The sequence below is a fragment of the Lentzea alba genome (genome assembly GCF_047445655.1).
Classification (GTDB): Bacteria; Actinomycetota; Actinomycetes; order Mycobacteriales; family Pseudonocardiaceae; genus Lentzea; species Lentzea alba_A.
Genome location: NZ_JAJAEG010000020.1, coordinates 1 through 23,195 on the forward strand (window position 1 = coordinate 1; position 23,195 = coordinate 23,195).

The 23,195-nt window shown below is 67.6% G+C and carries 21 protein-coding genes; 8 read left to right on the top strand and 13 right to left on the bottom strand.

The annotated features are described in order from the left end of the window. Window positions 1-63: 63 nt before the first annotated feature. The 5 genes from yhjD to LFM09_RS30270 form a co-directional block, all read right to left on the bottom strand. Window positions 64-1,050, bottom strand: a complete 987-nt coding sequence (gene yhjD / locus LFM09_RS30250) for an inner membrane protein YhjD (protein WP_414099984.1) — start codon at window positions 1,048-1,050, stop codon at window positions 64-66. Between the two features lie 24 nt (window positions 1,051-1,074). Continuing rightward, window positions 1,075-2,091: a tryptophan--tRNA ligase gene (gene trpS / locus LFM09_RS30255; protein WP_414099985.1), complete on the bottom strand. Its 1,017-nt coding sequence runs from the start codon at window positions 2,089-2,091 to the stop codon at window positions 1,075-1,077. 27 nt (window positions 2,092-2,118) lie between these two features. Beyond that, the gene (locus LFM09_RS30260; protein WP_414099986.1) at window positions 2,119-2,310 is read right to left on the bottom strand and encodes a hypothetical protein; all 192 of its coding nucleotides are present in this window, start codon (window positions 2,308-2,310) and stop codon (window positions 2,119-2,121) included. Between the two features lie 122 nt (window positions 2,311-2,432). After that, window positions 2,433-4,955, bottom strand: a complete 2,523-nt coding sequence (locus tag LFM09_RS30265) for a bifunctional FO biosynthesis protein CofGH (RefSeq protein ID WP_414099987.1) — start codon at window positions 4,953-4,955, stop codon at window positions 2,433-2,435. A gap of 62 nt (window positions 4,956-5,017) precedes the next feature. Next, entirely contained in the window at window positions 5,018-6,676 is a 1,659-nt protein-coding gene (locus tag LFM09_RS30270; RefSeq protein ID WP_414100127.1) for a TIGR03767 family metallophosphoesterase, read from the bottom strand. 169 nt (window positions 6,677-6,845) lie between these two features. Between LFM09_RS30270 and LFM09_RS30275 the strand changes: the two genes are divergently transcribed. Beyond that, entirely contained in the window at window positions 6,846-7,319 is a 474-nt protein-coding gene (locus LFM09_RS30275; protein ID WP_414099988.1) for a hypothetical protein, read from the top strand. On the opposite strand, the gene LFM09_RS30280 is transcribed toward LFM09_RS30275, so the two are convergent. Further along, window positions 7,307-8,101, bottom strand: a complete 795-nt coding sequence (locus LFM09_RS30280; protein ID WP_414099989.1) for an exodeoxyribonuclease III — start codon at window positions 8,099-8,101, stop codon at window positions 7,307-7,309. The two genes, LFM09_RS30275 and LFM09_RS30280, sit on opposite strands and share 13 nt — an antisense overlap. Before the next feature lie 11 nt (window positions 8,102-8,112). Beyond that, window positions 8,113-8,331: a hypothetical protein gene (locus tag LFM09_RS30285; protein WP_414099990.1), complete on the bottom strand. Its 219-nt coding sequence runs from the start codon at window positions 8,329-8,331 to the stop codon at window positions 8,113-8,115. Between the two features lie 166 nt (window positions 8,332-8,497). Here LFM09_RS30285 and LFM09_RS30290 point away from each other — a divergent pair, with 166 nt between their 5' ends. Beyond that, the gene (locus LFM09_RS30290) at window positions 8,498-8,812 is read left to right on the top strand and encodes a hypothetical protein (RefSeq protein ID WP_414099991.1); all 315 of its coding nucleotides are present in this window, start codon (window positions 8,498-8,500) and stop codon (window positions 8,810-8,812) included. Between the two features lie 30 nt (window positions 8,813-8,842). Here the strand turns inward: LFM09_RS30290 and LFM09_RS30295 are convergent, their stop codons facing one another. From LFM09_RS30295 to LFM09_RS30310, 4 genes are all read right to left on the bottom strand, one after another. After that, window positions 8,843-11,473: an AAA family ATPase gene (locus LFM09_RS30295; RefSeq protein ID WP_414099992.1), complete on the bottom strand. Its 2,631-nt coding sequence runs from the start codon at window positions 11,471-11,473 to the stop codon at window positions 8,843-8,845. A gap of 155 nt (window positions 11,474-11,628) precedes the next feature. Then, complete coding sequence (locus tag LFM09_RS30300) at window positions 11,629-11,916, bottom strand: SH3 domain-containing protein (protein ID WP_414099993.1); 288 nt, start codon at window positions 11,914-11,916, stop codon at window positions 11,629-11,631. A gap of 238 nt (window positions 11,917-12,154) precedes the next feature. Next, window positions 12,155-13,378: an NADP-dependent isocitrate dehydrogenase gene (locus LFM09_RS30305; protein ID WP_414099994.1), complete on the bottom strand. Its 1,224-nt coding sequence runs from the start codon at window positions 13,376-13,378 to the stop codon at window positions 12,155-12,157. Between the two features lie 89 nt (window positions 13,379-13,467). Continuing rightward, window positions 13,468-14,310, bottom strand: coding sequence for an SDR family NAD(P)-dependent oxidoreductase (locus LFM09_RS30310; RefSeq protein ID WP_414099995.1), 843 nt, complete (start codon window positions 14,308-14,310; stop codon window positions 13,468-13,470). A 114-nt stretch (window positions 14,311-14,424) separates the two neighbouring features. Here LFM09_RS30310 and LFM09_RS30315 point away from each other — a divergent pair, with 114 nt between their 5' ends. The 4 genes from LFM09_RS30315 to LFM09_RS30330 all read left to right on the top strand — a co-directional run bounded on the left by LFM09_RS30315 (window position 14,425) and on the right by LFM09_RS30330 (window position 18,262). Next, a complete protein-coding gene (locus LFM09_RS30315; protein WP_414099996.1) occupies window positions 14,425-15,231 on the top strand; it encodes a metal-dependent hydrolase in 807 nt (268 codons plus the stop codon). 89 nt (window positions 15,232-15,320) lie between these two features. Beyond that, window positions 15,321-16,829 (top strand): PHP domain-containing protein, encoded by a 1,509-nt coding sequence (locus LFM09_RS30320; protein ID WP_414099997.1) that lies wholly within the window; start codon window positions 15,321-15,323, stop codon window positions 16,827-16,829. Next, window positions 16,826-17,308, top strand: coding sequence for a hypothetical protein (locus LFM09_RS30325; protein ID WP_414099998.1), 483 nt, complete (start codon window positions 16,826-16,828; stop codon window positions 17,306-17,308). The genes LFM09_RS30320 and LFM09_RS30325 overlap by 4 nt, the downstream gene beginning before the upstream one ends. Before the next feature lie 9 nt (window positions 17,309-17,317). Continuing rightward, entirely contained in the window at window positions 17,318-18,262 is a 945-nt protein-coding gene (locus LFM09_RS30330; RefSeq protein ID WP_414099999.1) for a ribose-phosphate diphosphokinase, read from the top strand. Window positions 18,263-18,264: 2 nt separating this feature from the next. On the opposite strand, the gene LFM09_RS30335 is transcribed toward LFM09_RS30330, so the two are convergent. Then, on the bottom strand, window positions 18,265-20,949 hold the full coding sequence (locus LFM09_RS30335) for an NACHT domain-containing protein (protein ID WP_414100000.1): 2,685 nt from the start codon (window positions 20,947-20,949) through the stop codon (window positions 18,265-18,267). A gap of 61 nt (window positions 20,950-21,010) precedes the next feature. After that, entirely contained in the window at window positions 21,011-21,637 is a 627-nt protein-coding gene (locus LFM09_RS30340; protein ID WP_414100001.1) for a TetR/AcrR family transcriptional regulator, read from the bottom strand. Between the two features lie 102 nt (window positions 21,638-21,739). Between LFM09_RS30340 and LFM09_RS30345 the strand changes: the two genes are divergently transcribed. Continuing rightward, a complete protein-coding gene (locus LFM09_RS30345) occupies window positions 21,740-22,771 on the top strand; it encodes a medium chain dehydrogenase/reductase family protein (RefSeq protein ID WP_414100002.1) in 1,032 nt (343 codons plus the stop codon). Then, entirely contained in the window at window positions 22,755-23,195 is a 441-nt protein-coding gene (locus tag LFM09_RS30350) for a TetR/AcrR family transcriptional regulator (protein WP_414100003.1), read from the top strand. Before LFM09_RS30345 ends, LFM09_RS30350 begins: the two co-directional genes overlap by 17 nt.

Consider the following 23,195-nt stretch of genomic DNA (forward strand, 5'->3'; position numbering starts at 1 on the left):
TCGTCGCGAAGCGGCGATGACGCAACCAAAGCCCGTCTAAGGACCGCCCAACCACGTGAGCAACTACCGGCGCCGCCACCGGAGCCCGAGCAGAGCCCCGACCACTGCCCCAGCCCCGAGCATCAACGAAGGCGAAGGCCCGGACCGGACCGAGACCACGGGCTGGATGACAGCGGGCGGCGGTGCGGGAACGACCTCGGGCTCCCGGTTCTCCCGAGCAGTAGCCGTCCAAGCCGCGATGAACAGCAAAAACTGCGCCACCAGGTTCGCGAACACCAGCACACCGATGACCGACCCGAAAGCAGCCGAGGTCGGAGACGAGGTGACGAACGACAAGAACACCGTGGCGGCCTGCTTCAACACCTCAAAGCCAATGGCAGCAGCGAAAGCGCCGCGCAGAGCCGAGCGCCACCCCACCGGTTTGCGCGGCAGCCGGGCCAGCACCCACAGGAAGACCATCCAGTTCGCCAGCAGCGACAGGATGATCGTCCCGAGACGCAGCAGGGCGTGCGCCCATCCGGCGTTCTCCAGGCCCAGCCACTCCAGCATCTCCTCGGCGAACCAGGACCCGGCCGCCGTGATGCCGAAGGACAGCACGATCGCCAGGCCGAGGCCGACCAACGACAGCAGGTCGCGCCACAACGTGCCCAGGAACGGCAGGTTCTCCTTGGCGTGGCCCCACTGCGCGGTCAGCGCGTCGCGGAGGTTGCTCATCCAGCCCAGGCCGGAGTAGGCCGCGCCGAGCAGGCCGATGATGCCGACGGTGCCTTTGGAGTCCAGGGCGGTGTTCACGGCCTCGTTGATCTGCTCGCGCAGGTCCTTGTCCGGCACGGCCTCGGCGATGGCGGAGCGCAGTTGGGCCAGCAGGTCGGGCTGTGACTGCAGCACGAAGCCGGCGATCGCGAAACCGATCATCAGGATCGGTACGAGGGACAGCACGCTGAAGTACGTGACCGCGGCTGCGTAGTGCGTGCCGTACTGCGCGGTGTAGCGCTCGTACGCCAGCATGATGTGGTCTAGCCACGCGTACTTCCGCCGCCACTTGTCCACGGTGAAGACGCTAGTGCAAGTGCACTACTCGGGCAGAACAAACCCGATCTTCTCGTACGAGCGGCGCAGCGTGACCGAGGCGACCTCGCGGGCGCGCTCGGCGCCGCGAGCGAGGATCTTGTCCAACGAGGCCACGTCGTCGAGGTACATGCGGACGCGTTCCTGGACCGGCGTGACCCATTCGGTGAAGACCTCGCCGAGGTCCTTCTTCAGGTCGCCGTAGCCCTTGCCGTCGTAGTCAACAACCAGCGACTCGACGGAACGGCCGGTCAGGGCCGAGTAGATCGTCAGCAGGTTCGAGACGCCCGGCTTGTTCTCCACGTCGAAGATGATCTCGCGGCCGGTGTCCGTGACCGCCGAGCGGATCTTCTTGGCCGAGCGCTTCGGGTCCTCCAGGAGCTCCACGACGCCGCCGGGGACCGACTTGCTCATCTTGGCGGTCGGGTCCTGCAGGTCGTAGATCTTGGCGGTGTCCTTGACGATGTACGCCTCGGGCAGCCGGAACGTCTTGCCGTAGCGCGAGTTGAAGCGCGTCGCCAGGTCGCGGGTCAGCTCCAGGTGCTGGCGCTGGTCCTCGCCGACCGGCACGTAGTGCGCCTGGTACAGCAGGATGTCCGCGGCCTGCAGGATCGGGTACGTGAACAGGCCCACGCCGACCGCGTTCTCGGAGCGCGAGGACTTGTCCTTGAACTGCGTCATGCGCGACGCCTCGCCGAAGCCGGTCAGGCACTGCATGATCCAGCCGAGCTGGGCGTGCTCCGGGACGTGCGACTGCACGAACAGCGTCGCGCGGTCGGGGTCGATGCCCAGCGCCAGCAGCTGCGCGGCCGAGACGCGGGTGTTCTGGCGCAGTTCCTTCGGGTTCTGCTCCACGGTGATCGCGTGCAGGTCGACGACGCAGTAGAACGCGTCGTGGTCCTCCTGCAGGGCCACCCACTGCCGCACCGCGCCCAGGTAGTTGCCGAGGTGGAACGAGCCTGCGGTCGGCTGGATGCCGGACAGCACTCGGGGGCGACTGGTGGGTGCGTTCTCCGTGGACACGGACGAAATCTTCTCAGACCGGGTGAATCAGTTCTGCGCGGTGTCCTGCGGCGCCAGGTCGATGCGCTGGTTCGCCGCCGGGATGGTGGCCGGCTTGCGGCGCTTCACCAGGCCGTACACCAGGCCGCCGACGCCGGCTGTGACCGCGACCAGGCCCACGGGACCCGCAGCAGTACCGGTCATGCTGCTCTCAACCGCAGCGCTCAGTACCAGACTCATGCCGTGCACTTGCCGAGCCTCCCCAAGGCACAGGTCCACCCCGGAAGGGTGAACCTTGCTGACTGATTGGCCGCCAAGCTACCGAAGGCCGGTAGCGTCGATGCGCCGAAACAGACTATCGGTCACTGTTGATCGGTTCGCACTCGCCCATATGTCGTAGTCCGCTGACGGGCGTTACGCCCTGCGAGCGAAGCCATGGCTTCAAGCTCACGCACAGTACGCGCGGACCCGTGTTCGGAGCCCGCCATGCGGCTGATGGTCTCCTCCATCAACGTCCCACCCAGGTCGTTTGCGCCTCCGTTGAGGATTTCGGCGGTGCCCTCGTCGCCGAGCTTGACCCAGGAGCACTGAATGTTGTCGATTCGGCCGTGCAACGCCAACCGCGCGAACGCGTGCACGGCGCGGTTGTCGCGGCGGGTCGGGCCGGGGCGCGCGACGCCGGCGAGGTAGATCGGGGCGTTGCGGTGCACGAACGGCAGCGCGACGAACTCGGTGAGCCCGCCGGTCTGGTCCTGCAGCTTGGCCAGCACGCGGAAGTGGCTCAGCCAGTGGCCGGGGTGGTCCACGTGGCCGTACATCATCGTCGACGACGAGCGAATGCCCAGGTCGTGGGCCGTGCTCACGACGTCGAGCCAGGTCTGGGTCGGCAGCTTGCCCTTGGTCAGCACCCACCGCACGTCGTCGTCGAGGATCTCGGCGGCGGTACCGGGAATCGTGTCGAGTCCCGCCTCCCGAAGCTCCGTCAGCCACTCGCGCACGCTCACGCCCGCCTTCGCCGCGGCGGAGACGATCTCCATCGGGCTGAACGCGTGCACGTGCATCTCTGGCAGACGCTTCTTGATGGTGCGCACGACATCCGCGTAGTAGGTGACCGGCAGCTTGGGGTCGATGCCGCCCTGCATGCAGACCTCGGTGGCACCCGCGTCCCACGCCTCCTGCGCGCGGTCCGCGACCTCGTCAGCCGAGAGCCGGAACGCGTCCGCGTCGCGTTCCCGTTGTGCGAAGGCACAAAAGCGGCAACCGACGTAGCAGACGTTCGAGAAGTTGATGTTCCGGTTGACCACGTACGTGACGTCGTCGCCCACCACCTCGCGGCGCAGTTCGTTCGCGAGACGCGTCATCTCCTCCAACGCGGCGCCGTCCGCCGTGAGCAACGCCATCGCTGCGTCGGTGTCGTCGAGCAACGCGGCCGGATCGTTCGAGGCGATCTTCAGTCCACGTTGGACGTCTTCGGGAAGCCGGTGCGGCGCAACGGGAATCTTCAGCTCGTCCCAGTCGCCGTAGACCTCGTCGAAGTCACCTCGCCGGTCGCCCGTGCGGCCTTCGGTGTCGATCGCGGTGTTGAGATCCGCGCGCCCGAACGTGTCCAGCCCGCCGTCCGGCTCCTGCCACTCCCGGCCGACGACCTCAGCGTCGGGGTTCGCGAGGCCGTTCTCCAACGACAGCGCGGAAACGTGCGCGGTGAGCCGGGTGTCGATCCACTGCCCCGCCGCCGCGCGGACGTAGCGCGGGTAGACGTTCAGCCGCTCCTGCAAGGAGAAACCGGCCTCACGCGTGATCTCCGCGAGCTTGTCGACCTGCGGCCACGGCTTCTCGGGGTTGACGTGGTCGGGCGTGATCGGCGAGACGCCGCCCCAGTCGTCGACGCCGGCGCGCAGCATGAGGTCGAACTCCTCGCCGACCAGGTTCGGCGGCGCCTGCACGCTCGTGGTCGACGGCATCACCAGGCGCGCAACGGCGATCGTCGCCGCGAGCTCGGTCAGGTCGGCGTCGGGCATGCCGCGCATCGCCGTGTCCGGCTTGGCGCGGAAGTTCTGGATGATGACTTCCTGGATGTGCCCGTACTGCTTGGCGACCTGCCGCATCGCGAGCAGCGACTCGGCGCGCTCAGCGATGGTCTCGCCGATCCCGATGAGGATTCCGGTGGTGAACGGGACGTTCACGCGGCCGGCGTCGGTGAGCACCCGCAACCGGACCGCGGGCTCCTTGTCCGGGCTGCCGTAGTGCGGCCCGCCCTTCTCGCTCCACAGCCGCTCGGCCGTGGTCTCCAGCATCATGCCCATGCTGGACGCGACGGGCTTGAGCCTGGTCAGCTCCTCCCAGCTCAGCACGCCGGGGTTGAGGTGCGGGAGCAGACCCGTCTCCTCCAGCACCGCGATGGCGCTGGCCCGCACGTAGTCCAAAGTGGACTCGTAACCGCGCGCCTCCAACCACTCCTTCGCGGCGGGCCACCGGTCTTCCGGCCGGTCCCCGAGCGTGAACAGCGCTTCCTTGCACCCCTGCGCCGCACCGGCCCGCGCGATCGCCAGCACCTCGTCGCGTTCCAGGAACGCGGCGGGCACCTTGTGCGGCACGGTCGCGAACGTGCAGTAGTGACAACGGTCCCGGCACAGCCTGGTCAGCGGGATGAACACCGACCGGCTGTACGTGACGATCCCGGGACGCCCCTCGGCGAGCAGGTGCGCGTCACGCACCTTGCCCGCCGCGACGAGTAACGCGTCCAGGTCGTCGCCGCGCGCGTGCAACAGCACGGCGGCCTCGGTCGCGTCGAGCACAGCGCCGTCCGCAGCCCGGCGCAGCGCACGCCTCATGGCCGCCGCGCTCGGCCGGGGCTGCGGTGCGGTTAGCGAGATGTCCACTGCCACGTCAACGACCTTAGGCCGCGTAAATTCCTGATCTTGCGGATCAGGATGTGGCACATCCCATATCAGCGCACGCTGACCAGCAGCTCCGTGTTCCGGTCCAGGGGCGTGCCGAGCGGGTTCGTTCGGGAGTGGATGTCGTTGTAGGTGAACTCCCGGCACAGGCTCGCCACCGCCGTGTCCGACCTGTCGTCGTAGTCCACCTGGTACGGCGCGTCAGCCTCCAACAGCGTCGTGAACAGCGACAACGTGCCGTCGCCGTTGTCCGCCACCTCGATCACACGGGCGTGCTGCGGGTAGTCGACGTGCGCGGCGGTGTTGATCTCCCAGAAGCTCCTGCCGGGCGTGTCGTGCCGGTGTGGCGTGATCACGTTGCGGTGCGTGTGACCGTTGACCCACGCCAGCACGTTCGGGAACCGGTGCAGCAAGTTCACGAGCGCGTCGCCGTTCATCCGCGGGTCCAACGGTCGCCGCCGGTCCGGGAGGACGTTGCCCATCGACTTGGATGTGTGGTGGCTGAAGAGGACGAACAGCTCGTCGGTGACGTTCTGCCGTGTGGGCCTGCCGAGCCAGTCGTAGTAGAGCGAGCTGTTGCGCTTGAGGGTCTTTTCGATCCAGTTGAGCTGGTGCAGCCCGATCGAGCCTTCGGAGAACCCGGCGAGGTTGGTCGTGTCCATGCTGATCCCGGTCACGCCCGGCGCCATCCGGAACGTGTAGAAGACGTCGACACCGTCCGCGTTCGCCTCCGTGTAGCCGTGTCCGCCCGTCGGCAAGTGCTTGCGCACGTACTCACCGGTCGTGAACAGCCGTCGTCGACTGTCTGGCGTCACGGTCCGGACGACGCCGCCGTTCGCGATGATGGCCAACGCTTCGGGGAGAGCTTTCGGGTCGTTGAAGGCCTTCGCGACCTTGGCGTTCTGCACGGGGTCGCCGAACCCGACGATCTTCTTGCGCCCGGTGTACCAGCTGTCGAGGAGGCCATCCGGCAGCGCGCCGACCACACTGTCGTCGTGGTTGCCGATCGTGGCGTACCAGGGGATGTTCAGGCCCGGGCTGCTGAACTCTCTTACGGCCGCGTCGAGGAGCCCCTGCAGCTGCGGGAAGCCTTTCGCCTTGTAGTCGTCCGCGCCGCTGAGGTCCGGCTGCCAGAACGTGCTGATGCCCGCGTTCTGCACGCCTTCGTACCTGCTGTCACCGGTGTTGGGCGTGATCCGGCCACCGTTGAGGACCGTGAGGAACCAGTCGAGCTCGATGTGCTCGTGGTTGTCGGTGTTGTCGCCGGTCGTCATGAGGAAGTCGAACGGCCGGCCGGTCAACGGCCCGTTGCGGACCGCGTTCACGCGCTTGACCAACGACGTGGAGCCCTGCGCGGTGAGCGTCTCCTGTGGCCGGTGCGCGCTGGAGCCCATGATCGGGTGCAGGTACTCGAACCGCAGCGGGCTCTGCGCGTCGCAGATGTGCATGTCGGAGAACTGCACGAAGCTCGTTAGTGCTGCACGGCGCGCCTCCCTGCCGGCCTTGGCCTGCACGAGATCGCTGCGCACGACGGTCGGCCACCCCGGCCCGGCCGCGAGCCTGCGGTAGCCGCCGGCACCGATCGGCGCCGCCGTGACGTCGAGCGTGGTGCCCGCCGTCGACGCAAACGCTTGGGAGTCGAGCAACGGCACGCCCGCCGCGCCCACACCCATCGCCAGTAGGAACGAACGCCTGCTGAAACCCGTCATGAGCCGCCCCGATCTCATCGATGGTGAATCATGTTCAGGTTCGATGAGCCGACAGGTGAAATCGAGCCGTCAGGCGGGGGACGAGAGCGGTAAAGGCTGGTCGGACTGGGTCAGTCGGAGTACTGCAACGACCACGCGCCGGTCAGCGTTGAAGTGCCGGAGGTGTGCTGTGACGGACGGGTTCCTCCCCGCCCCTGACGACGACACGGAAGCCGATCGGCATCGCTGGTTCGCGGCGGCGGCGCTCCTCATCGGCGTGCTGATGCTGGCCTTCAGCCTGCCGGCGCTGCCGAAGGCGACCAGGATCGCGTTCGAGATCGGCACGCCCGGCACGTACGTGGTCGACAACGTGCCCGAGTGCGCTGCCTCCCGCTGCTACAGCCGCTCCGGGACGTTCATCAGCGACGACGGAACGCTCACACGCACCGACGTCCACGTGCGCAACGCCATGTCGAGAATGCTGAAGCAGGGTGACCGGATCCGCGCACTCGATCTCGGCGACCCGCACGAGGTGTTCACCACCGAAGGGCACGGCGACTACCCGTTCGAGTTGCCGATCTTCTTCGGGCCGTTGGGGCTGGTCGCGATCGGGCTGGCGCTCCGCCACTTCTGGCGCCGCAGGAAACGCCGTCAGTCCCCGTAGACGACCGTGACCGGCGCGTGGTCCGACCAGCGCTCGGCGTACGTCGCGGCCCGCTCGACGACCGCGCTCTGAGCCCGAGCCGCCAACCCGTCGGTGGCGACCTGGTAGTCGATCCGCCAGCCCGAGTCGTTGTCGAAGGCCTTGCCGCGGTACGACCACCACGAGTACGGCCCGACTGCGTCCGGGTGCAGGGAGCGCATCACGTCGGTGTACCCGGAGGCGAAGACCGAGGACATCCACTCGCGCTCGTACGGCAGGAACCCTGACGACTTCTGGTTCGTCTTCCAGGCCTTCAGGTCCTCAGCCCGGTGCGCGATGTTCCAATCACCACAGACGAGCACCTCACGGCCCGATACGGCCGCCTTCTCGCGCAACGACACCAGGTACGGCAGGAAGGCCGCCATGAAGCGGTCCTTCTCGTCCTGCTTCTCGGTGCCGACGTCGCCCGACGGCAGGTACAGCGACCCCACGACGACGTCCGGCAGCTCGATCTCCACGTAGCGGCCGCTCGACTCGAACTCCGCGGTGCCGAAGCCCACACGGACCGATGTCGGCTCAACGCGCGACATGATGCCCACGCCCGCGCGGCCCTTCAGCGACGACGGCGCGTACACGCCGTACCAGCCGGCGGGTGAGTGGACGTCGGCTGCGAGCTCGGCCGGTTCGGCGCGCACTTCCTGCAGGCACACCACATCCGCCGAAGAACTGGCCAGCCACGAGAGGTAGCCCTTCTTCGCGGCAGCGCGCAGACCGTTGACGTTGATCGTGGAGACCGTGAGCACGACGGAGGAGCCTACTTGGAGGCCAGACCCCAGGGCTTCGGGTACTCGGCGCCGCAGCCCGCGCAGTGCGCGGTCAGGTCCAGGTACCCCACCAGGGTCGCCATCTCGTCGCGGGGCAGCGCCAGCTGACGCTGGCCGTCGATCTCGGTGTAGAGGCCCTGCCACTCGGGCGTGCAGGAGCACTGCGTGACGGCCTTACCCCGGCCCCACCGAAACATGTTCCGCAGCATGCCCCCAAGTTTGCCACACGCCACCGAAGCCGTTGACCAATGCAAACCGGCATTTCGGTGAACACGAACAAGTAAAACCCGCCTCTTGAACGTGCGGATCGCCGTCGGCCAGATTTTCACCGGGCCCAGGAAATCTCCCCAAAGCACGAAGCATCAAGGAGAAGAAATGAACGCGATCAAGGGTGTTCTCGTCGGTCTCGCCGCCACCGCCGTGCTGTTCGGTGGCGCTGCCCAGGCCGTCGCCGCGCCGGCCACGAGCCAGTCGGCCGAGGCTTCGGCGAACGTGACCGGTGAGGTCGTCGCGGTCGTCAAGGGCAAGTCCATCAAGGTCAGGATCGACGCCTCCACGACCGTGGACGTGGACTACGACGTCAAGAAGACCGTCATCTCCGGCGAGCTGAAGGTCGGCGCGTCGGTCAACGTGAACGGCAAGAAGGTCGACGGCAAGATCGTCGCGTCGGGCATCGTCGTCATCAAGTGACACCCTGAGCGGAAAAGGCCGGCGCCGCCCTCACGCGCCGGCCTTTTCCAATGCCGCCGCCAGATCCCGGCGACCGGAAATTCCCAGTTTTCGATACGCACGCGTCAGGTGGAGTTCAACGGCTCGTGGCGTCACGAACAACTCCGCTGCGATTTGCCTGTTGGTCAGACCGTGCACGGCCCGGCGCACGATGTGTTCCTCCTGTGCCGTCAGCACCGAACCCGACGGCGTTCGAGCCGGACGACCGCCCGCCGCGCGCAGCTCCCGTGCCGCCAGGCCCATCAACGGGATCGCACCGCACTTCTTCGCCACGTCGTGCCCCTGCCGCAACGCCGCCAGCGCCTCCGGACCGCGCCCGGCAGCTCGCAGCACCACACCCCAGTCGACCAACGCGCGCGCCAGCTCCAGACGGGCAGAGGACGTCCGCAACGTCGACACGGCTTCTTCCAGCAACGCGACATCCCCCGTCACCACACCGGAAATTCGCAGTGCCACGCCGATCGGGACCGCAAGGCCCCAGTCCCGCGCCAGTTCCAGCTCCTGCGCGACCAACCGCTGAGCGTGATCCCGTTCCCCCAAAGCCAAGTGCGCCAACGCCGCGTGCGAACGCCACGGCTGCAACGCCGGGTTGCGCGCTCCACGCCGTTCCATCCGCCGGCCGCAGTCGAGGTGGTCGCGCAAAGAAGAAACCGGGTCACCCAAAGCCATGTGCAGCCGGCCGCGCTGGTGCAGAAGTGCGTGGTAGTGCGCGTATTCAGGAAGCTCGCCGTCCAGCTCGCGTTCCCGCACGAGCCGCAACGCCGACGCGATGTCACCGGTGTCCACCCACGCGCCGACCAGTCCGGCGACGGTGATCACCACGGTGCCGTCCTGGTTGGCGCCCAACGCGTCGAGCTTCTCCAGCGACGTCATGCCGAGCCGTTCCGCGTCCGGCAACGACCCCAGCCGCCGCGCCACGTGGCACCGCAGCCCCTGCACCATCGCCGCGCACACGGCGAGATCGCGCTCCGCCGTCACCCGCAGCGCCTCGTCGCACTGGCGATCCGCCTGCTCGTACTCGTCGATGCCGATCAACGCCACGATCAGGTGCGCGAACGAGAACTGGTCGATCAGGTCACGTCCGATGTGCAACGGCAGCGACGACTGCACCCGCCGCCGCGTCTCGCCGGGATTCGCACCCACGCAAGCACCCCGGTACGCCAGCAACGTGTTCAGGAACCGCTCGTTGCGCCCGGAGGTCATCCGCGAGCCGGACAACCGCGCGATCCGGGTCTCCACCTCACCGGAGAAGAACGACTCCTCCAACCCCAGCGACAACGCGTACAGGTCCAGCCGCTGAGCCAGATCCGCGTCGACGCCGGACACCCGCGCGATCACCGACTCGACCTTCGCGACGCCGTCCCGGTACAGCCGCCGCCCGGCCAGGTCGTAGGCGAGCAGCAACGCCATCCGCCCCTCCGCGAGCACGTCCATCGACGCGCTCGCGGCCTTGTTCAACGACGCGATCGCCGCACCGGGATCGACCAGCGACTGCGCCTCGCTCAGCTCGACCAGCACCTCGCCACGCAGGTCGTCCGGCAACGGCTCGCGCAAGAGCCTGCGCAGACAGGCGATCGCGAAGTCCGAAGTGGACCGTCGGGCGGCGATGCGCAGCACGTCCCGCACCCAGTCCTCGCCGATCGGCGCCGCCTCCAGCAGTTGCGCGGCCACGTCCTCGACCGGTGCCTGGTCGTCGTGCCGGAACCGCGCCGCCCGCGCGTGGATCGCCGCCCTGTCCAACGCGGTGGTGCTCTGCGCCAACGTCGTCAGCACCATCGGCACCCCCGCGAAACCCAAGCCGCTCAACGCCCGTGACGCGTCGACGGCCTCGCGCGGCCCCAGCCCGGCCGCCGCGCCGGCCAACGCCAGATCCGCCTCGCCGAGCACCGCGAACGCCCGCGCCAGCGCCACCACCTGCGGCCCTGCCTGCGCCAGCCGCGCGACCAGCTCGCTCGACCGTTCGCCCAGGTCGCGAGGACGCAGACCGAGGAGATACGGGTTGCCGCAGGTGGCGACGCGCCAGTCGGTGACCACCTCGTCGGTGACCCCGCTCGAGAAGATCGTCCGCAGGAACCGGCCGCACGCCGCCTGGTCGAGGCCGGCGAGCCGAACGCGAGTAGCTTCACCGACCACCTCGCGCAGCAACGGCGTGGCGTCGACAGCGAGCCCCCGCGTCACGACGACGGCCACGGGCAGCTCGCCCAACCGTCTTCGCAGGTAGGACAGGAAGTTCAACGACGCTGCATCGGCCTGCTCGACGTCGTCCACCGCGAGCAGCACCGGAGACCCCGCGGCCATCTCGCGCACCAGCCGGTGCAGCCGGTGCATCGCGGCCTGGTCCGCGTCACCGTCGAGGATCTCGTCGGCCTCGCTCTCGAAGAGCTGCGCGGCCACGCCGAACCGGAACCCGGTCTCCGACACCGAACATTGCGCGCGGAACACCGCGAAACCCAGTTCGCGAGCCATCCGCACGGTCTCGGTCAGCAGCGACGTCTTGCCCATGCCGACCCGGCCCTCGACGCACACCACCGAAGGCACGCCGACCGCGGCCTCCTCCAGCGCATGCCGCAGCACCGTCAGCTCACGCCTGCGGTCGGACACCACGGAACCCGTGACCGCCACCTGGATACGCCCCTTCGCCGCAACGCAGTTCGAACACGTGGCGGCGCGTTCTGGGCCGTCCTGCCTAGTCCAGCCGGATCAATCCTAAGGAGGGCCACCCAGCGGTGGAAAGGGCTTTCCCAACCGGGAAACCCCTCGAACTTTCGGAGCAATCCTCACGTGCAGGTCGAGTCACTGGTCAGCGCGACGAACTGGCTGCTGACCCAGCGGCGATCGCTGAGCATCCGGTACCCGTTCTCCACCCGCGCCTGGGCGTCGGCCACGGCGTCGCGCTGCATCGTCGAGACGATCGGCTGCATGTCACCGGGACCGGACCGGACGTTCAGGATGTCCGCGGTCACCGTGACCTTGCAGATCTGCGGGCCCTTCTCGCTGCCCATCGGCTTGCCGCCGTTGGCCACGTACATGACACCGGCGATGCCCAGCACGCCAATCACGATCATGCCCCGGACGGGAACACCCAACATGGCAAGCCTCCCAATAGCGCACTGCCCGCACTGCACTGTGCTCAATTCCCTCTGGAGCTGCAGATATAGCGGCTGCGAAGGCCCCGTGGAGGGCTCGAAGCGGCAACCACCCGCAAGAGGAACCGACCGGGTGACGCGCAACGAGAAAGGCCACCCCGGCGTGACCGGGGTGGCCTTCAGAACTACGTGAATCAGGCGAACGCCAGAGTCGGACTCAGAACGACGCCATCTTCTTCTTGAGGTTCTCGTCGAGCGCACCGAGGAAGTCCTCGGTGGTCAGCCACGCCTGGTCCGGGCCGACGAGCAGGGCGAGGTCCTTGGTCATCTGACCGGCCTCGACCGTCTCGATCACGACCTCCTCCAGCGCCTCGGCGAAGCGGATCACCTCGGGGGTGTTGTCCAGCTTGCCGCGGTGCATGAGGCCACGGGTCCACGCGAAGATCGACGCGATGGGGTTCGTGGAGGTCGGCTTGCCGGCCTGGTGCTGGCGGTAGTGGCGCGTCACGGTGCCGTGCGCGGCCTCGGCCTCGACCGTCTTGCCGTCCGGCGTCATCAGGACCGACGTCATCAGGCCGAGCGAGCCGAAGCCCTGCGCGACCGTGTCGGACTGGACGTCACCGTCGTAGTTCTTGCACGCCCAGACGTAGCCGCCCTCCCACTTCATGGCAGCGGCGACCATGTCGTCGATGAGGCGGTGCTCGTAGGTGAGGCCCTTGGCGTCGAACTCCGCCTTGAACTCCTCGTCGAACACGCGCTGGAAGATGTCCTTGAAGGCGCCGTCGTAGGCCTTCAGGATCGTGTTCTTCGTGGACATGTAGACGGGGTAGCCCCGCTGCAGGCCGTAGGAGAACGAGGCGCGGGCGAAGTCCTCGATGGACTTGTTGTAGTTGTACATGCCCATCGCCACACCGCCCTCCGCCGGGAACTCGGTGACGACGTGCTCGATCGGGTCCGAGCCGTCCTCCGGCTGGAACGTGATCGTGAGCTTGCCGGCGCCGGGCACCTTGAAGTTGGTGGCCTTGTACTGGTCACCGTGCGCGTGACGGCCGATGATGATCGGCTTCGTCCAGCCCGGGACCAGACGCGGGACGTTCGAGATGATGATCGGCTCGCGGAAGACGACACCGCCGAGGATGTTGCGGATCGTGCCATTCGGCGAGACCCACATCTTCTTCAGGCCGAACTCCTCGACGCGCGCCTCGTCCGGCGTGATCGTGGCGCACTTGACGCCGACGCCGTGCTTCTTGATGGCGTTGGCGGCGTCGATGGTGACCTGGTCGTCAGTGGCGTCCCGGTGCTCGATGCCCAGGTCGTAGTACTCAAGGGTGACGTCCAGGTACGGGTGGATCAGCTTGTCCTTGATGAACTGCCAGATGATCCGGGTCATCTCGTCGCCGTCGAGCTCGACGACGGTGCCCTGAACCTTGATCTTGCCCATAACTCCGGGCGCTCCTCTCGCGACGATGCAAGCAAGACAAGCGTACTGGTAAACCGCTCGGGTGTGCCTGCGACCCTGGTTACACCGATTCAGGCGCTCTCAAGATCGAAGTCCGTCGACCGGCTCACGTGCTCCCACTTGTCGATTTCAGCGTTTCGTGCCTGGTCCGCCATGCGCACCATGTCCACCGCGTCACTGCCGAGCAGAAGACTCAGCGGAGGCTCGTCCATGGCTACCACGTCCAGCATGACCCGCGCGGCCCTGGCCGGATCACCAGGCATGTTGCCGTGCGCGCCACGCATCATGTCGAGGAGGGCCCCGACAGACGGAACGTAGTCCTCTCCCGGCTCGGTCACCACCAGAGAGGGGCCGGTCCAGTCCGTCTGGAAGCCGCCGAGCTCGACGATCGTGGCCTTGACGCCGAACTGCGCGCACTCGGCGGCCAGCGACTCCGTGAAGCCGCGCAGCGCGAACTTGCACATCACGTACGGGGCGAGCCCACCGCCGAACGCCATGTGCCCCGCGGTCGAACCGACCTGCAGGAAGTGGCCGGACCGCTGGCCGCGCAGGACCGGCAGTGCGGCCTTGGTGACGTTGACGACGCCCATGAGGTTGATCTCCAGCTGGTCGCGGAAGTCCGCCTCCGAGCACTCCTCGATCGACGTGACGCGACCTGCGCCGGCGTTGTTCACGACGACGTCGAGCCGGCCGAACTCCCTCACCGCGGTCGCGACGGCCTCTCTGGCTTGCGCGGTGTCGCGCACGTCCAGTGCAACAGATCTGACCCGGTCGCCGTGTTGAGAGACGAGGTCGTCGAGATCGCGCGGGTTGCGTGCGGTGGCGACGACCTGGTGCCCGGCGGCGAGCACGGCTTCCGCGGTCTTGCGGCCGATGCCGCGGGAACTGCCGGTGATGAGCCAAACCTGCGCCATGTCCGTGCTCCTTCGGAAGGGAATCAGTTGTCCGGACATATGGAGTTTCGGCTCTGGCGCTTGATACCTACGGCTACTGTTCCGACCATCGGGTGATCACTAGAAGGGGCGTAAGTGTCAACTGGGCCAACACATGCGATGAGCGGGCTGCTCGCCTGGAGCGCTGTCACCGCACTCGCGTCGAGTCACCCGATCGGCCAGCTCTCACCGCAGAGCTGGGCCGTTGGCGCGGTTCTCGCTACTGGAGCGGCACTTCTGCCGGACCTGGACCACCCCGGATCGACCATCTCGCGCACGTTCGGAGCATTGAGCGGCGGGCTGTCGGCCGGCATCAACGTGGTCAGCAGCTTCGTTTACCGCACAACACGCCTGAAGAGGGATTCCAAGCGAGACGGCGGGCATCGCGGTCTCACACACACGCTCGTCTTCGCGATTCTCGCGGCGCTGTTCACCACCGCAGTCGTGCAGAACAGCCAGAAGTGGGCGCTGCCGGCGCTGATGTTCGTGTTCGCAGGCCTCGCGGTGCGCGGGATCCTGAACGACTGGAACCCCAAGCAGGACGCGCTGATGATCACCGTCGTGTCCGCGGGCGTGACGTGGGCGATGATCGCGTGGACCTCGCAGACGAACGCTTCCGCCGCGGCGTGCGGGATCGCGGTCGGCGTCGGGTGTTTCGCGCACTACATCGGTGACGCGATCACCGAGCAGGGCTGCCCGATGCTGTGGCCGATCCCGATCATGGGCAAGACGTGGTTCCCGGTGGCGCCGCCGAAGATCATGCGCATGAAGACCGGCGGCGTGGTGGAGATGGCGATCGTCGGCCCGGTGGTGACGATCCTCTCGGTGTGGCTGGGACTCGCGGCGTTGCAGGCGACCGGTGCGTTGCCGTTCCTGGACTGGGTCGACCTCCTACCGATCTAGTTCGTCTGCCAGCCATTCAGCGGCTACCTGCGGCTCACCCGATCGGTCTAGCCTCCACGGACCCCGACCTGTCGCGTGGAGGATCAGCCGTGTCCGAAGTAGCCCGCAGACGCTTCCTGCAGGGAGCGAGTGCGTTGGGTGTGGCAGGAGTCCTGGGCACGGGACAGGCCTCCGCGTCCTCCCGCTATCACTGGCTTTCCGGTGACCACCACACGCACACGCAGTACTCGTACGACGGCATGTACACCATCGAGCAGCAGATCCGCGGTGCGTTGCGGCACGGCACGGACTGGCTCGTGATCACCGATCACGGTCACGCCTCGCACGAGGCGCACTCCGTCGAGGCGACAGCGGCGGACATCAAGCGGGCGCAACGGAAGTTCCCGCAACTGCTGCTGTGGCACGGCATGGAGTGGAACGTCCCCGGCGCCGAGCACGCGACCCTCTTCTTCGAGGACTGCCGCGACGAAGCCGGTGTGCTGCGCGACTTCGAGCGGCAGTTCGACTGGCGGTTGAACGGGCAGGAGGCCTCGAACCCCGCGAACGAGAAGAAGGCGCTCGACGCGATCCGCTGGCTCCAGACCAAGATCCGCAACGGCACCATGAAGTCCGCGCTGGTCTTCGTGAACCACCCGATGCGCAACGGCCGCGTGGCGCCCTACGAGTTGCGGAACATGCGCGACCTCGCTCCCGACATCGTTGTCGGCATGGAAGGTGCGCCCGGTGCGCAGGGCGACGGCGACCCGTTGCGCGGCCCCGGCGGCCACCGCGGCGGTTACGCGAACAGCCCCGGCTCGAACTCGTACCCGGCCTATCCGGTGGAGGCCTACAGGTCCTACGGCGGCTTCGACTGGATGACCGCGAAGCTCGGCGGCGTCTGGGACTCGCTGCTCGCCGAGGGCCGCGGCTGGTGGATCACGTCGAACTCCGACTCGCACTTCAACTCGCGCGACACGATCGTCCGCGTGCCGGAGCCGGGCAACCAGTTCGACCTCACCGGCAAGCACCTCGACCCGCTCGACATCGGCCCGCCGCAGGTGTTGCCGCCCTATGTCGACTTCTTCCCCTGCGAATTTTCGAGGACCGTCGTCGGCGCGACACGCCGGACACGCGGTGCCGTGATGGAGGGTCTGCGGGCCGGTCGGGCATGGGTTTCGCACGGCGGTCTGGTGGACAACCTGGAGTTCTCGATCTACGGCATCGGGGGCTCCGCGACGCTGGGCGAACGGCTGCGCGTGCGACGTGGATCCGACGTGACGGTGCTGGTCAAGGCACGTCTGGCGACTCGCCCGAACAGCGCGGGATTCGTGCCGCGCCTACGCCGTTTGGACCTCATCAAAGGCCTGGTAACCGGTCCGGCGTCATCCGAAACGTTGTCCACGCCACATGTGAAGGTCGAGCGATCCTACGAGCCGCGCTGGCACTATGCGGTCTTCACGCACACGTTCCGCAACATCCGAGAGCCTTTTTACCTCCGATTGCGCGGAACCGACGGCAACCGCGGCGCGTTCGAACCGCAGGCGGACACTCCGGGAGCCGCGAACCCGTGGGAGGACCTGTGGTGCTACACCAACCCGATCTTCGTGGAGGTCAGGTGACCAGCACCTTCATCGGCGTCGACGCCGGCTACGAGAACCGCTGGGAAGCGGAGAAGATCGCGCTGGAGCTGCACGACACGTTGCTGACCACGGCCCGAACGGTCGTGGTGCACGAGGTCGAGGGCCACTACGCGATGTCCTTCCTGGTCCCCGTCCCCCCGTCCGACGCAGTGGTGAACACGCTGGTCGAACAGGGTTTCGGGGTAGCCGTGCGCGGCGCCTCGTCGGGGCGCCTGGTAGGTCCGGAGGCGCTTCGAGTAGGCGCCTCCGTTGCTGCTGAGGCCCACCAGTACCGGCGTGAGGGGCGCGCTCTGCGGTTCCAGGGCCAACGGTCGTTGCGCGGTCGTCACGGCGTGTCGGACATCCTCGCGTTCACGGCGATCGAGGCCGTATTACCGCGCGGCACGCACACCGTCGACACGCGCGGCAACCTGACCCCGTTCTTCCAAGACGGCAAGCTGGTGCTGGTCATCGACTAGGTTCGGGGTGTGCGTGACATCGCTGTCTTCAGTGGTTCTGCCCATCCCACCCTCGCTCACGAGATCTGCCGACATCTCGGAGTCGAGCTGTCACCGACCCGCGTCACGAGGTTCGCCAACGACTGCCTGGAAGTGCAGTTGCAGGCGAACTGCCGGGAGCGGGACGTGTTCCTGATCCAGCCTCTCGTGCCACCAGTGCAGGAGAACCTGGTCGAGCTGCTGCTCATGCTGGACGCCGCCCGCGGCGCCTCAGCGGCGCGAACAACGGTCGTGCTGCCGCATTACGCGTACGCACGATCGGACAAAAAGGACGCGCCACGGATCTCCATCGGCGCACGGCTGGTAGCCGACCTGATGGTGTCCGCCGGTGCCTCACGCGTGCTGGCCCTGACCTTGCACTCACCGCAGGTGCACGGTTTCTTCTCCGTTCCCGTCGACCACCTGCACGCGCTGCGCGAACTGGCCGGCTACTTCTCGCGCTACGACCTGTCCAACACCGTCGTGGTGTCCCCGGACCTCGGCAACGCCAAGGAGGCCGCGCACTTCGCGCGGATCGTGAACGTGCCGGTGGCGGCCGGTGCCAAGCAGCGGTTCGCCGACGACAAGGTGCAGATCTCGACCGTGATCGGTGACGTGTCCGGGCGCGACGTGATCGTGCTGGACGACGAGATCGCCAAGGGCAGCACGATGATGGAGCTGCTGGACAAGCTGCGAGAGCGCGGGGCTCGCTCGATTCGCGTCGCCTGCACGCACGGGCTGTTCACGTCCGGCGCGCTCGACCGGTTGCAGGCGCAGGAGGACGTGCTGGAGATCGTGTCGACGAACTCCGTGCCGATTCCCGAGTCGAAGATGGTGCCCAAGTTGAAGGTGCTGTCGATCGCGCCGGCGCTGGCCGAGGCGATGCGGCGGATCAACATCGGCGAGTCGGTCTCAACCCTGTTCGAGGCTCCCTGACTTCACGGCAACACGATCAGGTTCGGCATCTCGCGTTTGAGCGCGGCCAGCATCTTGCGCGTGGTCGGCCCATGATCGACCGCCACCACCTTCTTCAAGGAGCCTTGCCATCGCTCGATGCCGTCGAATGAAGCCAGGGAACCGCCTGTGACCCTCAGCTCGACGACGGACTCCACGAAGTCGAGCGAACGGAGGTCCGGCAGCCTCATGTTCTCGAGGACGAGCGTCGCGAGACGGAACCTCGTGCCGATCAGGCGGAGATCCGATCGCGGCCAGCTGTTGAGCCGCAAGGTCGAGACCTGTGGCAGCAGGCCGTACCGGTGTGCGAACGCGCGGGTGTCGTCGAGGTGTTTGAGCCCGAGCTGGTCCAGCGAGGTCATGTACCTCGCCGCCACCAGCTTGAGCTCGCTGTCCACGTACATGCTGGTACGCCTCGACTGAGACAGGACGGACTCGCCGTACGCGCGCTCGTCGAAGAAGGACGCACCGTGGACGATCTCCTCGAACACGCGATCGCTCGTGCTCTTGGCCGCAAATCTCGCGAGCACGGGCAGGGCCTCGTCGAGACGGGTCTCAGCGAGCGCCCGGACGGTCGCGGTCTCCTCGTCGATCGTCTGCGGCCGGCAGTCCGCGAGCAGATCGATCACGTACTCGCCCGCCGACGCGATCGCCTTGGCCTTGTTCATCGAGTTCGGCGGCAACAGGCGCATCGTCTTCACCTGGATCTCGCCCCGCAGTGACGTGCTCAGCTCAGGCGCCGTCTCCATCGAGGCGAGGACGAGCAGGTGCAGGTCACCCCGGTTCAGGAGGCCGTGAAGCAACTCCTCGCGTTGTCTCTGGGACGCATGTCCCACTGCCATCACGACAACCTCGTGCCACTGGTCGAGGTGAGCGCTTTGCACGACCGTGCCCACGTCGTCGGTGGTCATGGCGTCCCTTGCCGCCAAGTACTCCTGGAAGGTTCGGTGCACGAAGTCGACCCGTCCTTCGACCGGCTCGCGGAGCAGGCCGGAGCGTTCCAGCAGATGCCGGTACACGTCCTGGATGCTCGCTTTGGCCTGCGGCATGTGGCTGAGGCGCTGGGAGAGCCGGTAGAGCGCCCGCGGCACGTCCACCTCGGTGTAGCCGTTGCGGATCAGCCAGTAGGCGAGATCGCCCAGCAGCAACAGCTTCTCGGTCCGGCCCAGCCCGTCGATCGCGTTGATGCCGCGTTCGACGTCGCGGCGCTCCAACAACATCTGGAGCGCCACTTCGTACAGCTCCATGCGGTTGGACGGCAGGGTGGCACGGCGATCCTGGTACAGGGCGCACAGCAACGCGCACAGCAACGGGTAACCGGCCAGCTTGCGCAGGTGTGCGCGGCTTGCCAGCAGTTCGAGCAGGCCTTCCTCGTAGTCGTGGAGCCGCCTGCGCGACTCGTCGTCCACGCACGTCACCTGCATCGCCGCGTGCCAGCGTGCGACGAACAGCCGGACGTCTCCCCTGCTCATCGGTTGCAGGTCCAGCACGGAGAACCCCTCCGCACCAAGCCACTGGGCCGGAGCGCCACCCGGCCGGGACGTGACGACCACCCTGGTCCGGGGGAAGGCGTTGACCAGGTCGCGCAGCCACGTGCGGGCCTCTTCGCGGCGATCCGCCACCATCTCGTCCACGCCGTCGATCAGCAGCACCGCGCTGCCGTCGCGCAGCTTGTCCTGCACCCAGCCGCGCGGCATCTCGTCCGCGATGTACCTGCCGACTTCGTCGAGGAACCGCTCCGGCGCAGGCAGCTCGCGTCCCGCATACCGCCGCAACGGCACGAAGAAGGGGATGGTGCCGTTCCAGTCCGCCAGCTTCTCCGGGAAGTCTCCGAGCGCACTGCGCACCGCGATCCACTGCAGCAAGGTCGTCTTGCCGAGCCCGGCTTCACCGCGGATGAAGAAATGACGGGCACCAGCCAGTAGATCCTCGACCCGGTGCACCGACCCGAGGTCATCGTCGGTTGAAGCGGTGAGGCTGATGTAGGCCACCGAGAGCGGATATCTACGGCTCGCGTCGGCGAGTGTCACGCCGAACATGTCGACGCGATCCAGCTTGCGAGCGACGAGCTGCCGGTAGTCGTAGTCGAAGCCGGCTGTCCGGTCTCGTTGCGGCAGACGGGCCAGCACCTCGCGGATGCCGTCGAGCATCTCGCGGTCCCGGCGGAGCAGCTCGGTGAGCGCGTTGGCCGAGAACACCGGCAGGCCGCGGGAGATCTCGATGACGTAGCCACAGCACTCTCGCAGCAGCAGGTCGTACAGCGCGGTCGCGTCAGCCGACAGCAACCTGGTCCGAGGTGGGACCCGGCGGCGGATGGAGCGGTCCAGGTGGCCCGCGTCGAGGTCGGCCGCGAACAGGTCGGCGTCGTCAAGTGACGCCTCTTCGAACGTGTCACGCACCGCGTCGATCGCCGCGAGCTGCTCGTTCTCCTTCAGGGCGCGGAACTCCGCCTCGATGATGGGCTCGAGCCGGTCGACCACGGCCTCGGCGAAGTTGTCCATCAGTCGCACGAGCTTGCGCTTGTCCCGCTCCTTGGTGAGCTTGAGCGAGAGCTGGTCGACCGCCGCCGCACCCACCTCCGCGGCGACCTTGTGGTCGCCGAGCCAGAGCTTGGTCGCCGTGCGGACGGCGACCGTGCCCAGTGAGATCAGCGCGGTTTCGACGGGCATCCGCCCATCAAAACTCATTCGGGCCGGTACGGCGGGGTACGTGACCCGAATGCACCAGCGGCTACTTCAGGTGCGCCAGCGCGGTGATCAGGCGGTCGGCGACGTCGGCTGGTCCCGGCATCTTGCGCACCACCGCACGTTGGTGCGCAAGGCCGTGCAACCCCAGCCACAACGCCACCGCGTCGCCGTAGAGGTCGTCGCTGGCGTGCGCGATCCCTTGTGCCACACAGGCTCCGAGCACCTCGGCGAGCAGCGTGAGTGCCTTGGCGCCCAGTGACTCCAGGTCCTCATCGGTGATCGACGTGTCGTCCGCGGACGGCGTCCAGAGGCCGCCGAACATGATCCGGTAGCGCTGCGGGTGTGACTTCGCGACGTCCAGGTAGGCGTTGCACACCGCGAAGAGCCGCTCGCGCGCGTCCGGGCCCGCGTTCTCGTCGGCCTCGCGCAAGGCTGCCGCCAAGCGGTCCATCTCCTGGCTCACGACCGCGAGCATGATCGACGGCTGGTCCGCGAAGTGCGCGTAGATCGACGGCGCCGCGATGCCCGCCTTGCGTGCGACCGAGCGCAGCGTGACCGCGCGTTCGTCGCCGCCCTCGTCCAGCAGCGCCACGGCCGCGGCGATGATCTCTTCCCGCAGTTTGCCGCCTTCACCTCGGCGGTTGCGCCTGCGCGGCTCCGTGTTCGTCACAGCCGTAACCATACACCTGAAAGTTTATGGGTGTTAGGTCTTGCACTCTTAGACTTACGGACGTTAGCTTACGTCTGTCAGTACAACACGGAGGAGCCACCCATGAACGCCATCACCGAGATCGTCCTGCCGGGCGTCGTCGAGCCGGAGGGCCTGCAGGTGCAGGTCCGCGACCTGCCCGCGCCGGGTGAGGGTCAGGTCGTGCTGCGGATGGAGGCGACCGGCGTCTCGTTCGCCGAGCAGCAGATGCGCCTGGGCAAGTACTTCGACCAGCCGGCGTTCCCGTTCGTGCCCGGTTACGACGTGGTGGGCACGGTCGTCGCTGTCGGCCCCGGCGTGGACCGCGACCTGCGTGGTCACCGGTTCGCCGCGGTCACCAAGGTCGGCGGGTGGGCCAGCCACCTGATCGTCGAGGCGGCCGACCTGGTGCCGGTGCCCGATGGTGTCGACGCCGCCGCCGCGGAAACCGTTGTGGTCAACGGCGTCACGGCGTGGCAGATGATGCACCGGACCGCGAAGGTCAAGCGGGGCGACACGATCGTGGTGCTGGGCGCGAACGGGGGCGTCGGCTCGACGTTGGTGCAGCTCGCCCGCCACGCCGGGATCAGGGTGATCGGCACGGCCTCGGCCCGCCACCACGACGCGGTGCGCGAGCTCGGCGCGATCCCCGTCGACTACCGCGACCCGCAGATGTACTCGCGCATCCGCGAGATCGCGCCGGACGGTGTCGACGCGGTGTTCGACCACGTCGGTGGCGCCGGCCTGATGGAGTCGTGGAAGCTGCTGCGCCGCGGCGGTGCGCTGGTCAACTACGGGTCGGCCGCGACGAAGGACGAGCCGGGCAACGCGATGCTGCCGGTGCTGAAGCTGTTCGGGCGCTTGATGATGTGGAACCTGCTGCCCAACGGCAGGCGCGCGGGCTTCTACAACTTCTGGGCGGGCAAGCGTTTCCGTCCCGCCGCGTTCCGCGCCCGCCTGCGCGACGACCTCTCCGCTGTACTGCGACTGGTCGGCGAAGGTGTGCTCACGCCGCAGATCGCCGCGCGCATCCCGTTGTCGGAGACCGCTGCCGCGCTGGCGCTGGCCGAGTCGCGGACCGTGCTGGGCAAGGTCGTCATTGTCCCCGAGCCGTGAGGCCGTCGTAGCCGCTGCGGCTGCTTTGGTGGACCGCGGCTGCGCCGTGACGCTGCGCGCCGTCGCACGCGAGGCGCAGGCCTCCACTTCGTCTGTCCACCAGCACTTCGCTTGTCCTTCGGCGATCTTGCAGACCGTGTGCCACGCGGCCTTCGCCGAACTCTCCGCCGCTGTGCTCAGCGCTTCCGACGTCCACGCGGCAGGCCTCGCCTACCTGGACTTCGCCGCTCGCCATCCCCGTCGCTACCGCGTGATGTTCGGCGTTCTCGACCTCGTCGAACCCGCACTCCAGCTGTTCACCTGCCACACCCCGAACGCCCTGGCGCTCTGGCTGGGCCTGCACGGCCTGGCCGACCAGCGCGCCGCAAGCCGCTCGTGGCGGTTCGCCGAACTCGCACCGCGCCTGATCACGTCCCTCATCTGA

What these genes read in the sequence shown, in the direction of transcription:
- LFM09_RS30305 (WP_414099994.1), bottom strand. Translation starts at nt 13,378, where the DNA reads ATGGGCAAGATCAAGGTTCAGGGCACCGTCGTCGAGCTCGACGGCGAC.
- LFM09_RS30260 (WP_414099986.1), bottom strand. Translation starts at nt 2,310, where the DNA reads ATGAGTCTGGTACTGAGCGCTGCGGTTGAGAGCAGCATGACCGGTACT.
- LFM09_RS30335 (WP_414100000.1), bottom strand. Translation starts at nt 20,949, where the DNA reads ATGCCCGTCGAAACCGCGCTGATCTCACTGGGCACGGTCGCCGTCCGC.
- LFM09_RS30270 (WP_414100127.1), bottom strand. Translation starts at nt 6,676, where the DNA reads ATGACGGGTTTCAGCAGGCGTTCGTTCCTACTGGCGATGGGTGTGGGC.
- LFM09_RS30300 (WP_414099993.1), bottom strand. Translation starts at nt 11,916, where the DNA reads ATGATCGTGATTGGCGTGCTGGGCATCGCCGGTGTCATGTACGTGGCC.
- LFM09_RS30290 (WP_414099991.1), top strand. Translation starts at nt 8,498, where the DNA reads ATGAACGCGATCAAGGGTGTTCTCGTCGGTCTCGCCGCCACCGCCGTG.
- LFM09_RS30345 (WP_414100002.1), top strand. Translation starts at nt 21,740, where the DNA reads ATGAACGCCATCACCGAGATCGTCCTGCCGGGCGTCGTCGAGCCGGAG.
- LFM09_RS30310 (WP_414099995.1), bottom strand. Translation starts at nt 14,310, where the DNA reads ATGGCGCAGGTTTGGCTCATCACCGGCAGTTCCCGCGGCATCGGCCGC.
- LFM09_RS30285 (WP_414099990.1), bottom strand. Translation starts at nt 8,331, where the DNA reads ATGCTGCGGAACATGTTTCGGTGGGGCCGGGGTAAGGCCGTCACGCAG.